Source organism: Mycobacterium sp., from assembly GCF_035633495.1.
GTDB lineage: Bacteria > Actinomycetota > Actinomycetes > Mycobacteriales > Mycobacteriaceae > Mycobacterium.
This window is the reverse complement of record NZ_DASQEU010000095.1, coordinates 52,026-65,883: the sequence shown is the minus strand read 5'-3', so window position 1 is coordinate 65,883 and position 13,858 is coordinate 52,026. Positions and strand designations below refer to the sequence as shown.

Sequence of the window (13,858 nt, the reverse complement as noted above, 5' to 3'; positions counted from 1 at the left end):
ATCTCCCCGACTCTCCGAGTGGACAGTTCTGCGGATTTGTCTATCCGTGAAGGGGCGAGTTCCAATTGATAGTGCACTAACTATTAGGGTACGATGCAAGTATGGCGACACGCGCTCCCGAGATCGACCCGCTCGCCCTCGAGCACCAGGTGTGTTTCGCGCTGGCCGCCACCAACCGTGCCGTCCTTGCGGTGTACCGGCCGCTCCTGGAACCACTCGGCCTAACGCATCCTCAATATCTGGTGATGCTTGCGCTCTGGGATCACCAGAAATCGGAGTCCGGCGGAGCCGCGCTCACGGTCAAGCAGATCGCCGTTGCACTGCAACTGGATTCGGCCACGCTGTCGCCGATGCTCAAACGCCTCGAGGCGCTCGGCCTGATCACCCGCACCCGCAGCGCGGTCGATGAGCGTGCCACCGACGTCGAACTGACCGCCGACGGCGCCGCCTTGCGCACTCGCGCGTTGGGCATCCCGCCTGCCGTCGTCGCGCGAATGGGCGTCGACATGGCCGAACTCGAAGAGCTTCACCGCGTCCTGACGCGAATCAATGCCGCCGCGCTGGCGGCGGGCGCGCTCGACGCGTGAACAACCGAACCCTAGGAGTCACGATGGACAACGCCCGACCCTCACCGCTGCAGTACGTCGCCTATTCGTATGGTCGGCGGCTGCCCGACTCGATGCGCGACTGGGTTGCCGAGGATCTCGCCGGCGAGGGAGCGGTCCGCCGCCACGTGATCCGGATGGCCATCCCGCCACTGCTCGTGCTCGCCCCGTTTTGGCTACTGCCCGCATCGCTCTACGTGCACCTCGAGATGACGGCGCCGATCTACATCTGGGTCATCCTGATGTCGCTCGCGCTGAACAAGGTATGGCGCCGACATCGCTTGGTGCAGCACGACCTCGACCCGAATCTGGTCGACGTGATCAAGCGCCGCAAGGATGCACGTCTCCACGAGGATTACGTCCAGCGGTACGGTCCGCGTCCTGCCTCGGCCAGGTCGCAGGCCAACAGCAGTCCGTTCTAGGACTCGTGGCGCTCCACTGGTGGTCGATCCCGCTTGGCATCGTCGGCGGATTGATCGTCCTGTGGCTGGCGCTCGTCGTCGCGCTCTGGTTCGCGAAACCGGACGACGTAGGACTTCGTGACGTCGCTCGGCTGCTGCCCGATCTCTTGCGGCTGTTGAAGCGTCTCGCCACCGACCCCACTGCTCCCCGTGGAGTGCGGATTCGCGTGGCGCTGCTGCTCGTCTACCTCGCACTGCCGATCGACCTCATCCCCGACTTCATTCCGGTGATCGGTTACGCCGACGATGCGGTGATCGTCGCGATCGTCCTCCGATCGGTCGCACGCGTGGCGGGCTCCGGCAAGCTCGCCGAGCATTGGCCGGGGACGCCCGAGGGGCTCAGTGCGCTTCTGCGGCTGTGCAGGCTCAGCGAGCGGCCCCAGCGGATGACGTCCGACTCAGCCACTGCCGAGCAGCGAGAAGAACCGGTGTGACGGATCGTTCGCGTCCGGGCTGCCCCTCGGGGTGTCCCTGGTGATCGGGTGGCTGAATTCCACGGTGGACGGGTCGTTCACACGTGCCCAGTCGGTGACGATCGTGCGGGCGGCGAACTTCCACTAGCCATCGCGATTCTCGTACTTGTCGAGGTACCGCCCGCCGACGATGACGTCGACGTCCCGATCACCCGCGATCAGCGTGTGGGTCGCAATGGTGTAGATCTCGCCTTCGGCGGCGTACCCGCTGATGGCGAAGTTCGCCGTGGTGATGTTGTGCTGCATCGACCGGAGGTAGGGGCGCGCGGCGGCGAGCTGACCGATCAGTTCGTCGGCCGAGCCGGTCGAGAAACCGCCGTGGGCATCCTCGGCGCCGTGGTGATACAAGGTCTTCAACGATTCGAGATCGCCGCGGTCGACGGCGCGGCAGTAGGCATGGACGAGCTTGCGGAGTTGGTACTCGTCCAGCATTTCCTGCAGCAGCGGGTCCACCGGTGGCATCGTGTCAAGCCTGCTTGGCCGCTTGCTCCGCGGCGTGATCCTCGATCGCCTTGCCAATCGCGTGCGCGGCGCGATCCATGAACTCGGTCCCGCTGCCGAGGACCCAGTCGCGCGACGCGACCGGACCCGCGAGTTGACCGGTGAAGTGCGGCATCACGTACTGGGCGAAGAGTTCGTAACTGTGCAACTTCGCGGCCGGCGGCGCCCAGTCGTGATCGAACAGGAGGAAGGTGCCGAAGCCGCCGTCGCTTGCCTCGATCAGTTCCTCGATCTTGGCCACCGCGTCCTCGGGTGTGCCGATCACCGCGAAGCCGGACTGACGGTTGTTGGCGATGATCTCTGCCACCGTGTCACCCTGCACGGGGCCTGCGGGCAGTAGGTGCTTGAAGTAGCGCGAGAATTCGACGATGCCGTGCTCGACGTCGCGCTCGGCCTGCTCGCGGGTCTCGGCCAGGTGCATGGGACCGACGAGGCGCCACTTCGAGCGGTCGGCGACGTGGCCGTGCTCGAGCGCGACGTCCTCCCACGTCTTCCAATGCTGGGCGAGGAGATCCATGCCCTGCTTTGCGGTGGCTGCGATCGACAGCATGCCGATGCCGTGCCTGCCCGCGCCACGCGGCCCGGTGGGCGAAAAGGACGCCGCGACCGCGACGTCGAAACATGGTTCGCTGTAAGGCTTTAGCTGAAGGCGTGCATCTTGGAGGGTGAACCCGTCGGTGTGCATGGTGACGGTCTCTCCGCGGAGCAGGCGCATGATTGCGTCGAGGCTCTGCTCCATGCGGGGCCGCTGCTCGTCCGCGGGGATTCCAAGCATGTGCGCGTCCGACGTCAGCTGGCCGGGCCCGCAGCCGAGCATCACCCGGCCACGGGTCAGGTGGTCGAGCAGGACCATCCGATCGGCCAGCATCAACGGGTTGTGATACGGCAACGAGCTGACGCCGGTGCCGAGTCTGATGTGCTTGGTTCGTTCGGCGGCGACGCCGATGAAGACCTCGGGAGACGAGATGATCTCGAACCCGGCGGAGTGATGCTCACCGATCCACGCCTCGGAGAAGCCGAGGCGATCCATCGCTACGATCAACTCGAGGTCTCGCTCGATGGCGAGCGTCGGGTTCTGTCCGACGGGGTGGAACGGAGCCATGAAGTTTCCGAAGCGCATCCGCCCATTCTGGCCCGCGGCCCGTTGCTTGTGACGCTGTTTGGGGCGTTTCCGACGCCGGTGGTTCAGCGGCGAATCCATTGAGGCGTCTGAAATTCACCCGCCGTCCAGCTTCGCTGCAGATACTGACCGCGTGCTCAAACCCATCGTGAACGCCCTCGCCCGTCTGACGGCGTTGACGACCGTACTCAGTTGCGCCCTCCTGGGGCTGGGCGCAACCGCGTCGGCGCTTCCCGCCGGCAACCTCCGAGCCGAGCTGTCGTTCGGGGGATTTCCACGTACCTACTTGGTCCATGCCCCAAGCGGCGTACCGGCAGGGCTGGTGATCAACCTGCACGGGGCCGGTGCCACAGGCGGAGGGCAGGCGGCCCTCACCAACTACGACTCCGCTGCTGACGCGCTCGGTTTCGTCGTGGCGTATCCCGATGGCATCGATCAGAGCTGGGCCGACGGACGCGGGGCCTCGACACCCGACCGGCAGGGGGTCGATGACGTCGGCTTCCTTACGGCACTCATCAATCGGCTCGTCAGCGACTACGGCATTCCCCCCGGCCGGGTCTTCGCCACGGGAATGTCGGCGGGCGCCTTCATGGCCACTCGGTTGGCCTGCGACCGAGCCGACGTCGTCGCGGCCATCGCGCCGGTGGCGGGCACACTCGGGTCCGGTGTCCCGTGCGCCCCGTCGCGGCCGGTGTCGGTCCTGCAGTTCAGTGGCACCGCCGATCCGGTGGTCCCCTTCGGCGGCGGTGGCATGCAGGGCCGCGGTGGAGCCAGCGACATCGTGTCCGCACCGGCCATGGCATCGCGATGGCGCGACCTCGATCGGTGCGCCAGCGCGCCGCTCGAGGACGACCTGCCGAGCGCGGGTGACGGCACCTCGGTGCACCGCCTCTCCGCCGTCGGATGCGCCGATGGCGCCGCGGTCGTCCTGCTTCAGATCAACGGAGGCGGCCATACCTGGCCTACCGGAAACTTCGCCCTGCCGGACGCGGGACTTACCACCACCGCGACCAACGCTTCGTTGGCCAGCGCCCAGTTCTTCGCCGCGCACGGCAGGTGATGGGCGGTCCTCAGCACTCGACGAGGTTCACCGGAACGTGCATGGCCAGTCCGCCGGTCGAGGTCTCCTTGTACTTCGAGTTCATGTCGAGTCCAGTGGAGCGCATCGTCTCGATGACCTGATCGAGGCTGACGCGATGGATCCCGTCACCGCGCAGCGCCATTCGGGCCGCGTTGATCGCCTTTCCTGCGGAGATGGCATTGCGCTCGATGCACGGGATCTGCACCAGTCCCGCGATCGGGTCACACGTGAGTCCCAGGCTGTGTTCCATGGCGATCTCTGCGGCATTCTCGACCTGATGCGTTGTGCCACCCAGGATTTCGGCGAGCGCAGCCGCCGCCATCGCTGCTGCGGATCCGACTTCGCCCTGGCAACCGACCTCGGCTCCCGAGATGGACGCGCGTTGTTTGAACAGAGATCCGATGGCGCCCGCCGTGAGCAGGAACCGAACGACGACGTCGTCGGGGTCCTGCCGACCCGGCCGGGTGTAGTGCAGCGCGTAGTGAAGCACGGCGGGGATGATCCCGGCCGCGCCGTTGGTCGGGGCGGTGACGACACGCCCGCCGGAGGCGTTCTCCTCGTTGACCGCGAGCGCGACGAGGTTTACCCAGTCTTCGGCGAAGGCGACGTCATGGTCTGGGTCGTCCTTGGCCAGCCGCTCGTGCCAGTCGTGTGCGCGCCTGCGGACACCGAGGGCGCCGGGCAGGTGCCCGGTGCGTTCGATGCCCTTCCGTTGGCATTGCAACATCACGGCGTGGATGTGCAGAAGCCCTGAGCGGACGTCACTTTCGGACCGGGAGACGCATTCGTTGGCGAGCATGACCCGGCTGATCGGCAGGCCGTGCACGTCGGCGATCCGAAGCAGTTCTTCCGAGCTCGCGAACGCCAGCGGAGCGTCGACGGTGGCGGGCCCGCCACCGTCGTCGTCGTTCGCAGTGACGATGAACCCGCCGCCGACCGAGAAGTACGTCTGGGTGAACAGTTCGGTGCCGTGCTCGTCGATCGCGGTGAGCGTCATTGCATTGGCATGACGTTCGTGAATGGTCAAGGGGCGCAGTACCATTGCACCTTCGGTGAGCGGGACGGGCTGGCTGCCACCGAACAGGATCCGCCCCTGTTCCCGCACGGTCAGCAGACGTTGCTCCATCTCGTCGGCGTCAATGGTCTCGGGCGCAAACCCCTCCAGCCCAAGCAAAATCGCAGCCATCGTGCCGTGACCCGATCCGGTGGCGGCCAGTGACCCGAAGAGGTCCACCCGCACGTCGGCCGTCGAACTGAGTTTGGAGCGCCGCGTGACCTCGTCGGCGAAGCGCGCCGCAGCACGCATGGGTCCCACCGTGTGCGAGCTCGACGGCCCGATGCCGATGGAGAACAGGTCGAAGACGCTGATGGTCATGGGATCTCCCGCTGCGCGTCGAGAGCGTATTGAGTTGTTCTGCTACCTGACGTGCTGTGTAACTTACCTGCGATCTGATCGGCGTGTACAGCCTCTGCCTTACTGACGGTGCATCCGGCGCATGTAGGGGAGCTTGTCCATGAAGAAACTGGTAGCAGCGCTTTTGACGGCGGGTGCGACGATCGTGATGCCGCTGGCCATTGCGCCCGCTTCCCACGCCGAGGTCTGCGGTGACGTCGGTGGTCGCCACGTCGACGTCGGAGGATGTACGCACGTCGTCGGCGACGTGGCAGCGGGAGTCGCGCTGGCCAACGACGACGACTGGGCGGTGCAGGAAGCCACCGGTCAGCCGCCGTGCTACACCCCGTCCGGGGTGCCGTACTACACGCCCGGCTCGGACCCCTGCAACTGAGGCCGACCGCGGCTCAGACGTCGGCCTTCTTGGTGCGTGGTGCCAGCTGGACGACCTCAGGCACGACGGTCGGGTTCGCATGCGACAGAGTGACCAGCGATACCAGCGTGTTGGCGACATCGCGGAGCGCTGACATCTGAGCGGGAAGCTGGCCGTGTTCCACCCACGACTTGAACAGCTGCAATAGTAGATCGCGGTCGGCTCCGCGGAGGATCTCGGTGTCCTGGGTGGGCCCCATGCCGACCCGCACGATGGATAGCTCGGGGTGCTCGCTGCGTCACGAGCGCAGGATTTCGTCGAGGGCAGCGTAGGCGGCCACGCCCGCGCGCGGTCGGCCGACGTCGTTGCTGGAGGCGACCAACACCACGCCGTTCTCGGAGAGATGCGGCAAAGCGGCGCGAAGGACGTTGTTGGCGCCCAGCGTGTTGACGCTGAACGCGTGTACCCAGGTGGCGACGTCGGTGTCCTCGATGTGGGCGAATGGCACGACGGTGCTGGTGAACACGACGGCATCGAGCCCGCCGAGGGTGTCGGCCGCCGCGTCGACGACGCGCTTGATGGCGCTGGGGTCCTCCACGTCGAGTTCGAACGCCGAACCACCGATGTCGTCGGCCAACGTCGTCAACAGGTCCATTCGGCGGGCGGCGACGGCTACCTTGGCGCCGCGCTCGGCTGCGCTGATGGCCACCGCGTGACCCATTTCCGGACGACGCCCCGACGACGAGCAGACGCAACCCGTCGGCATCGGCATTTTGACGACCCACTGGAAACCACCTTCGGCAATTACGGAACTACGGTTCTCGTCACCTAGAGCGTCGACAAAGGATTGCCTAAGTTGGGCTGACCTCAGGCGGCCAGAGCGGCAAGCGTCGGGTTCACCGGCGGAATCGTCGTCGGCGTCGTCGGCTCGATGGCGATCGGTCCGCGAAGCAGCTGAATCGTCGGCGGATCGCCGATCACGACGCCACGCGCGGTGCCCTCAGGAGTGACGACGTCGATCGTCGTCCCGGGGGCGCGGCAGCCCGTCCCAGGGACGAGGCAGTCGCCTTCGTCGGTGTTGCCCGCGAACCATTCGTTGAACCACTGGGCGGACAGCTCGTCGACCGCCGGTGGGTTCTGCGGCTGGGGGAAGCCGGCGGCGACGTACAGTGCGAACTGGATGAGGGGGTTGCCGCCGCGCATCGAGTCCGAGTGCACACCGCCCTCGAGCACGACGCCGTTGAACCGGCCCGGCCGCGCCGCCGTCAGGTCGGCATTGACGGTGCTGATGAAGTTGTAGAGGTTCGGGGGTGCGCCGATCTCGCGCACCGGAATGTAGTGGCCGCCAGGGGAGTTCGCGTACGCGTTCAGCTTCTTCAGCGCGTCGGGCAGCGTGGTCCCGGTCGGCACTCCGTCGAGAAGGATGACGCCGACCAAGTCGTCCGCGGCGCCCTTGTCGACCAGGAAGCCCGCCGCTCCCGAGACCAGATTGGCTCCGAGCGAATGACCGATGAGTGCGAACTTCCGTGGCAACACTACTGGCCCCGAGCCGAAGTCGTATCTCGTCGCGTAGTCGGCGTCCACGGCGCTTGCGGTGAGCGCGGCTCGGTCACCGACGAACAGGTCGGCGATGGCCGCGGACGTTCCGGTGCCACCGAGCCAGATCGAGTCGCCCGCGAAGGGGTTGGACGTCAGGGTCGTCGTCACGACGACGCTGCCGGTCTCCTCGGCGAGATTTGCCGCGGTGTAGCTGTACATCGGGCCCAGGGCGAAGAAGCCGTGCTGCAGAAGGATCATGTTGGTCGGCGGTTCACCGGTCGCGGTCGCGGGGTAGAACCAGTTCGCCGCCACGCGCTGTCCGTTGCTCAGTTGCACCGTCGAACTGCGCACGGTGACGGTGCTGCCGGGTGGCAACACCGGCGGCCCGGTGACCAACGCTTCGACCGCCTGCACGGTGTTGATCACCAACGATCCGACGTTGATGACGACGGCGCTGATCACACCCTGTACGACGCCCAGCACCAAGAGCGGCTTCGGAGCGGCTGCCACGGCGGCCGTCGCCTGTTCGAGGCTGGCGGGGGCAATGGACCTCACGGAGAAACTCTGAGGCACTGCGGGTTTCGCGGCCGGCTCGGCAGCCGGAGGGCTCGTCGCGTTCGTCGTGACCAGGTCGGTCATAGCGGAGTCGTCGGCGGCAGGCGGCGCCTCTGATGCCGCAGCCGCGGCGACCGGTGGCCTCTCGTGCGGGGTATTCATCACCGACGTCTTGCGCTTCGTGGTGCGGTCGCCCTGGCCCTGGCCCTGGGATGCCGATCCGCTGGGCTCCGGCTTCTCGGAGTCGGTCGCGTCCGACGGTGACTCCGATTCGGTTGTCGTTTCGTCTTCGGCGTCCGTCGAGTCGTCATCGGACTTGGATGGCGTCTTGGGGTCCGCGGAGTCCGGCTTGGTGGCGTCGGACTTGTCGGTGTCGGGTTTCGGCTTGGGCTTGGGCTTGGGCGCATCCGAACCCGTCGACTCCGACGATGCGGAACCGCTCGGACCCGCTCCAGAACCGGAGTCCGCACTTGCCGCGCCGGCGCCGGCGAGCAAAGCCGCCGAAACCCCCGCGGTCACGAGACCCGCTCCTACCCACACTGACAGCTGTTCCACGCAAATTCCTGACGGTCGTGTCAATTACCGTGTCGCGGATCTCGAACGGCTACCGCCCTGGCTGGCGGGCCGTTGTTCGGCCAGCCGTGCGGGTCGAATGGGGGTTTCCAGACGGTCAAAGGACGTCGATGATGTCGTTCTTCAAGGCCTCGGCCTGCGTGCCGAACACCGCCTGCACGTTGTTTCCGACCTCGATGACACCGGCGGCCCCGAGCCTCTTCAGGCGGTCCTGATCCACCTTGGCCGTGTCGGCCACCTCCATCCGCAGGCGCGTGATGCAGGCGTCGACGTTGACGAGGTTCTCCCGGCCGCCGAAGGCCGCGATGAGTTGCTCGGCCTTGCTGTCGGTGGCGGTCGGCGCGGGTGCCGTGATGGTCTCGGTCGCGATGGCGGAGCTGCCGGCCGTCACGGCCGTGGCGGCGTCGGTCCCCTCACCCAGGTTGGCGCGTTCCTCCGCCTCGAACTCGCTCTCCGGCTCCCGGCCGGGAGTCCGCATGTTCCACTTCGTGATCGCGAACCGGAACATCAGGTAGTAGATGGCGAAGAACACGACGCCCATGCCGATGAGCAAGGGGATGTTCTTCGCCGCGGGCGCGGTGCCGTAGAGGAGCAGATCTATCAGGCCCGCGGAGAACGAGAACCCCAGATGTATGTCGAGCAGGTACGCAATGGCCAGCGAGAGCCCCGTGAGCACGGCGTGGATGACGTACAGCGGGAACGCCACGAACATGAACGCGAACTCGAGCGGCTCGGTCACGCCGGTCAGGAATGCGGTCAGGGCGGCCGCCGACAGGATGCCGACGGCGACCTTGCGCTGCTTCTTGTTCGCGACGTGGATCATGGCCAACGCGGCCGCGGGCAGACCGAACATCAGGATCGGGTAGAAGCCCGACGTGAGGATGCCCGCCGACGGGTCGCCCGCCGCGAAGCGGGTGAGTTCACCGGTGACGACCTTGCCGTCGGGCGCCTGGTAATCGCCGTAGATGAACCAGACGAACGAGTTCACGATGTGATGCAGGCCCAGCGGTATCAGCATGCGGTTGGCGAACCCGTAGATGAACGCGCCGATCGCTCCCGAGCTGCCGATGAACTTGCCGAGGCCGGTCAGGCCCGCGTCGAAGAGCGGATAGCAGTAACTCATGGCGAACGCGAGGAAGAGGCAGGCCAGTGACACCACGATCGGAACGAACCGCCGACCTCCGAAGAAGCCGAGATACGACGGCAATTGGATTGTGTAGTAGCGATCGAAGAGCCATGCGGTGAGCAGACCGACCACGATTCCTGCAAACACGCTGTAGTTGATCTGGGCCTGGTCGCCCGCCTTGTCGACCTCGCCCGCCAGCACGATCGGCGACATGGCCTTGAACACGGCCTGCACTACGAGGTAGCCGACGACGGCGGCCAGAGCGGTCGAACCGTCCGCCTTCTTGGCGAATCCGATGGCCACGCCGACCGCGAAGAGTAGGGGGAGGTTGGAGAAGATCGCGTCACCGGCCGCGCTCATCGCTTGGAAGAACGGCCCGATGACGGGCGCCTTGATTCTGCCCAGCAGATCGTCCTGGCCCAGTCGGAGCAGGATTCCCGCCGCCGGCAGCACCGCGATCGGCAACATGAGGCTCTTGCCCAGTCGCTGCAACTGCGCAAAACCGGGAATTCGTAGACCCGACTTCTTGTGCGTCCCTTTTGTTTCCGTCGTGCCGCTCATCTCCGGTCACCCTCCTCTGCCGCACACGTCGCCCGCCACCGAAGCTGTGCGGAAGCTTAGACGAGAACCCGTGAACACGAGACTGACTTGCGGCTGCGCTCGTATTGTTGAGCGCATCGCCCTCCACGAAGGAGCACGCCTGTGAGCACGACGCACGTCCTCGCCCCCGTCGCAGGGCGCGCGGTACCTCTTGGCGACGTCCCCGACCCCGTGTTCTCGCAGGGCATGGTGGGCTACGGCGCGGCCATCGAACCGCCGCACGGAGTGGTCGAGGCGGTCGCTCCGGTCAGCGGCAAGGTCTTGAAGTTGCTCCCGCACGCCTTCGTCGTCATGACGCAGGACAACGTCGGCGTGCTGGTCCACCTCGGTCTGGACACCGTCGCACTGAAGGGCGAGGGCTTCACGACTCACGTGAGCCAAGGCGACGACGTGACCGCGGGTCAACTCGTCATCACCTACGACGTCCCGGCGATCGTTGCCAAGGGCCTCAATCCCATTGTCCCCGTGGTGGTCATGGACGAACGCGAAGCCGGGAACGTCGTCGCCTCCGAAGCTGTCTTCGAGGGTGCGGAGATCGCCGCCGGCGCAGGCCTCTTCATCGCCAACAAGTAAATGGAAGTCGTCATCTGCCGAGACGCCCAGGAGATCGGCGGCATCGCGGCCGACGCGATCGGCGCCCTGCTCGCTCGCAAGCCAGAGGCGGTCCTGGGACTGGCCACGGGTTCGTCGCCCATGGCGATCTACGACGAACTGGCGACGCGCTGCGAGGCCGGGCTGGTCTCGTTCCAGCGAGCCCGCGGATTCACCCTCGACGAGTACGTCTGTCTACCCCCCGACCACCCCGAGCGGTACCGCACGGTCATCGACACGGTCTTCGTGTCCCGCGTGGACTTCGCTCCCGGCGCGGTGCAGGGCCCCGACGGCGGGGCTGCCGACGTCCCGGCCGCCTGCGCGGCGTACGAGGACGCCATCCGTGACGCCGGGGGCGTCGATCTGCAGATCCTCGGGATCGGGACCGACGGGCACATCGCGTTCAACGAGCCGGGGTCCTCGTTGGCCTCACGGACGCGGATCAAGACGCTGACCAGGCAGACGCGCATCGACAACGCCCGATTCTTCGACGACGACGTCGAATCGGTGCCGACGCATTGCCTGACGCAGGGGCTCGCGACCATCATGGAGGCCCGTCACGTGGTCCTGGTGGCCACCGGTCGTAGCAAGGCCGAAGCGGTGCATCACCTGGTGGAGGGGGCGGTCAGCGCCATGTGGCCGGCGACCATCCTGCAGCATCACCCGCATGTCACCGTGTTGCTCGACGACGCCGCGGCCCGTCGGCTGCAGCTCGTCGACTACTACCGCGAGACGTACAGCTCCAAGCCGGAATGGCAAGGGATCTGAGTGCTGATCACCGCCGACACCGTGCTGACGGGCCGAGAACTGTTGCGGCCGGGGTGGATAGAGGTATCTCACGGCACGGTGCAGGCCATCGGCGCGGGTGAGGCACCCCGGCCCGCCGACCTGGAACTCGGCGAGATGACTGCCGTGCCTGGCTTCGTCGACACCCATCTGCACGGCGGCGGGGGAGCCAACTTCTCCACCGGCGCCCATGCCGACACCGCCGCCGCCGTCGCGCTGCATCGCAGGCACGGCAGCACCGCACTCGTCGCCTCTCTCGTCACCGCCGGCCCGGACGAATTGCTCAGGCAGGTCGGCGAATTGGCCGATGACGTCCGTGCGGGTTCGATCGACGGCATTCACCTGGAAGGCCCGTGGCTCTCCACCACGCGCTGCGGTGCCCACCAGCCGTCGCTGATGCGTGACCCGGATCCAGCCGAGATCGCCCGCATTCTCGAGGCGGGTCGGGGCGCCATCCGGATGGTCACCATCGCGCCGGAACGCGACGGGGCGCCCGCGGCGATCCGGCAACTCGTCGAGGCCGGTGTCGTCGTCGCCGTCGGCCACACCGAGGCGACCTACGACCAGACGCGGGCGGCGATCGCAGCGGGCGCGACCGTGGGCACGCACCTCTTCAATGCGATGCGTCCCATCGATCGACGTGAGCCGGGACCCATCATCGCGCTGCTCGAAGACCCCCGGGTCACCGTCGAGCTGATCACCGACGGCGTCCACGTCGATCCCGCCATCTACCGACACGTGATGCGGAGTGTCGGACCCGACCGGGTGTCATTGGTGACCGATGCGATGGCGGCGACAGGAATGGCCGACGGCCGCTATCACCTCGGGCCGTTGGCGGTGGACGTCGTCCACGGGGTGGCGAAGGTGGCGGGGACCGACACCATCGCAGGAAGCACCGCGACGATGGATCGGGTGTTCAGGTTCGCCGTCGAGAACAGCGGGTTGTCTCGCGACGAGGCACTGCAACTGGCGGTACGGCAGTCCTCACTCAACCCGGCGAGGGCGTTGGGCCTGTCATTCGCCGGACTCGTCGAGGGGGCCACTGCTGACGTGGTGCTCCTGGACTCGAGCCTTGCCGTGGCAGGTGTGGTGCGCCGTGGGGCGTGGGTCGTGGAACCCGAGAAGGATTCGAGTCACGAGGATTCGATTCCGTAGCGATGATCGGTGTCACCGTCGAGAGAAGATGCCGCCGATGTTCCAGCTGACGCCGCCGCCGCACATGTATTCCATGCCGACCCCGAATGCACACGAAGAGTAGGGACCTACGACGGGTGGTGGCGAGGTGTTTATCGACGTGCTGCCGCCAGGCCTCGAACAGATGGTCGTATTGGCCGAGGTGTTCGTACACGTACGATCATCGGCTCCGGCCGACGGCGAGACTGCGACCGCCAACGCGGAGATCGCAAGACCTGCCAGCAACGGGGTAAAGCGCGGTTCAATCCCCATGATCGGACTCTTTCTCGGGAGGCCCTCCCGCGAGTGGATCAAGATTCTTCGTCGCCGCTGAATCCGCAGCGGTTTCTCATGTCGAGCAGCGGTTGACGGATGCCCTCGAGGTCGGCCTGTACCCGTGGATTGGCCGCCATGTAGTCGTCGACCTGAGCGCGGACGGTATCGCGCGGTGCCCTTTCGAGATTCGTGAGGAACGCGTTGACGTCTGGATGGCTGAACAGGTACACCGAAGTCGCCGCCGATACCCCCGTTGCGATCTGGGCGAGGTCACCGGCGGTGCAATTGGGCACGGGATCGGCGGACGCTGGCGGTGCGGCGGCGACTGCCGCAGCACTGGCGATTGCTACGCCGCCGAGAATCGCCCGCACCGCGTCGTATGCAGCCGGCATCGCGCGTCTTCTCCCTGATCGCATGGTCAGAGCCTATCTCGTCTTGATCTTGACCGTGCGAGTGTCGCTCTCTGCGATCGGCCGCTCGGCGAAACCCAAAGCGGGAGAAGCGCCCAGATGCGGATTCCCGCCGGCGCCGCGGGACGGTGTTCCTCTTCTCCACAAGCGGAGAGACGTCGACGTCGACACCGACTCACCGGTTGGTGACTACCCCAACGAGTTTCGCTTCAACGCCACCAT

Annotated in this window: 13 protein-coding genes and 2 pseudogenes; 8 read left to right on the top strand and 7 right to left on the bottom strand. The window is 66.5% G+C overall.

What is annotated here, in order from left to right; translation table 11 throughout:
- Window positions 1–101 precede the first annotated feature (101 nt).
- The 3 genes from VET27_RS14545 to VET27_RS14535 are packed head-to-tail and all read left to right on the top strand — an operon-like array spanning window position 102 to window position 1,500.
- Window positions 102–587, top strand: coding sequence for a MarR family winged helix-turn-helix transcriptional regulator (locus VET27_RS14545; RefSeq protein ID WP_526519250.1), 486 nt, complete (start codon window positions 102–104; stop codon window positions 585–587).
- 23 nt (window positions 588–610) lie between these two features.
- Complete coding sequence (locus VET27_RS14540) at window positions 611–1,027, top strand: DUF5313 family protein (RefSeq protein WP_526519248.1); 417 nt, start codon at window positions 611–613, stop codon at window positions 1,025–1,027.
- 5 nt (window positions 1,028–1,032) lie between these two features.
- Window positions 1,033–1,500, top strand: a complete 468-nt coding sequence (locus tag VET27_RS14535) for a YkvA family protein (RefSeq protein ID WP_526519246.1) — start codon at window positions 1,033–1,035, stop codon at window positions 1,498–1,500.
- Here the strand turns inward: VET27_RS14535 and VET27_RS14530 are convergent.
- Window positions 1,465–2,001 (bottom strand): annotated as a pseudogene (locus tag VET27_RS14530) (nuclear transport factor 2 family protein). The gene VET27_RS14535 and the pseudogene VET27_RS14530 sit on opposite strands and share 36 nt — an antisense overlap.
- Window positions 2,002–2,005: 4 nt before the next feature.
- On the bottom strand, window positions 2,006–3,160 hold the full coding sequence (locus VET27_RS14525; RefSeq protein WP_526519243.1) for an LLM class flavin-dependent oxidoreductase: 1,155 nt from the start codon (window positions 3,158–3,160) through the stop codon (window positions 2,006–2,008).
- A gap of 133 nt (window positions 3,161–3,293) precedes the next feature.
- Here VET27_RS14525 and VET27_RS14520 point away from each other — a divergent pair, with 133 nt between their 5' ends.
- Entirely contained in the window at window positions 3,294–4,220 is a 927-nt protein-coding gene (locus VET27_RS14520; protein WP_526519241.1) for a CE1 family esterase, read from the top strand.
- Between the two features lie 10 nt (window positions 4,221–4,230).
- On the opposite strand, the gene VET27_RS14515 is transcribed toward VET27_RS14520, so the two are convergent.
- Window positions 4,231–5,616 carry an L-serine ammonia-lyase gene (locus VET27_RS14515; protein WP_526519239.1) on the bottom strand — a complete coding sequence of 462 codons (1,386 nt, stop codon included), beginning with the start codon at window positions 5,614–5,616 and terminating at the stop codon, window positions 4,231–4,233.
- A 139-nt stretch (window positions 5,617–5,755) separates the two neighbouring features.
- On the opposite strand from VET27_RS14515, the gene VET27_RS14510 reads away from it, so the two are divergent.
- On the top strand, window positions 5,756–6,028 hold the full coding sequence (locus tag VET27_RS14510) for a hypothetical protein (protein ID WP_526519237.1): 273 nt from the start codon (window positions 5,756–5,758) through the stop codon (window positions 6,026–6,028).
- A 13-nt stretch (window positions 6,029–6,041) separates the two neighbouring features.
- Here the strand turns inward: VET27_RS14510 and VET27_RS14505 are convergent.
- From VET27_RS14505 to VET27_RS14495, 3 genes and pseudogenes are all read right to left on the bottom strand, one after another.
- Window positions 6,042–6,792, bottom strand: a pseudogene (locus VET27_RS14505) (SDR family oxidoreductase).
- Between the two features lie 82 nt (window positions 6,793–6,874).
- On the bottom strand, window positions 6,875–8,620 hold the full coding sequence (locus tag VET27_RS14500; protein ID WP_526519235.1) for an alpha/beta hydrolase family protein: 1,746 nt from the start codon (window positions 8,618–8,620) through the stop codon (window positions 6,875–6,877).
- 151 nt (window positions 8,621–8,771) lie between these two features.
- A complete protein-coding gene (locus tag VET27_RS14495) occupies window positions 8,772–10,361 on the bottom strand; it encodes a PTS transporter subunit EIIC (protein ID WP_526519233.1) in 1,590 nt (529 codons plus the stop codon).
- Between the two features lie 141 nt (window positions 10,362–10,502).
- On the opposite strand from VET27_RS14495, the gene VET27_RS14490 reads away from it, so the two are divergent.
- Genes VET27_RS14490 through nagA form a run of 3 tightly spaced genes read left to right on the top strand, consistent with a single transcriptional unit; the run spans window position 10,503 to window position 12,932 of the window.
- The gene (locus tag VET27_RS14490) at window positions 10,503–10,973 is read left to right on the top strand and encodes a PTS sugar transporter subunit IIA (RefSeq protein ID WP_526519231.1); all 471 of its coding nucleotides are present in this window, start codon (window positions 10,503–10,505) and stop codon (window positions 10,971–10,973) included.
- Entirely contained in the window at window positions 10,974–11,759 is a 786-nt protein-coding gene (gene nagB, locus VET27_RS14485; RefSeq protein WP_526519229.1) for a glucosamine-6-phosphate deaminase, read from the top strand.
- Window positions 11,760–12,932, top strand: a complete 1,173-nt coding sequence (nagA, locus tag VET27_RS14480) for an N-acetylglucosamine-6-phosphate deacetylase (RefSeq protein ID WP_526519227.1) — start codon at window positions 11,760–11,762, stop codon at window positions 12,930–12,932.
- A gap of 329 nt (window positions 12,933–13,261) precedes the next feature.
- Here the strand turns inward: nagA and VET27_RS14475 are convergent, their stop codons facing one another.
- Window positions 13,262–13,618, bottom strand: coding sequence for a hemophore-related protein (locus tag VET27_RS14475; RefSeq protein WP_526519225.1), 357 nt, complete (start codon window positions 13,616–13,618; stop codon window positions 13,262–13,264).
- Window positions 13,619–13,858: the final 240 nt, after the last annotated feature.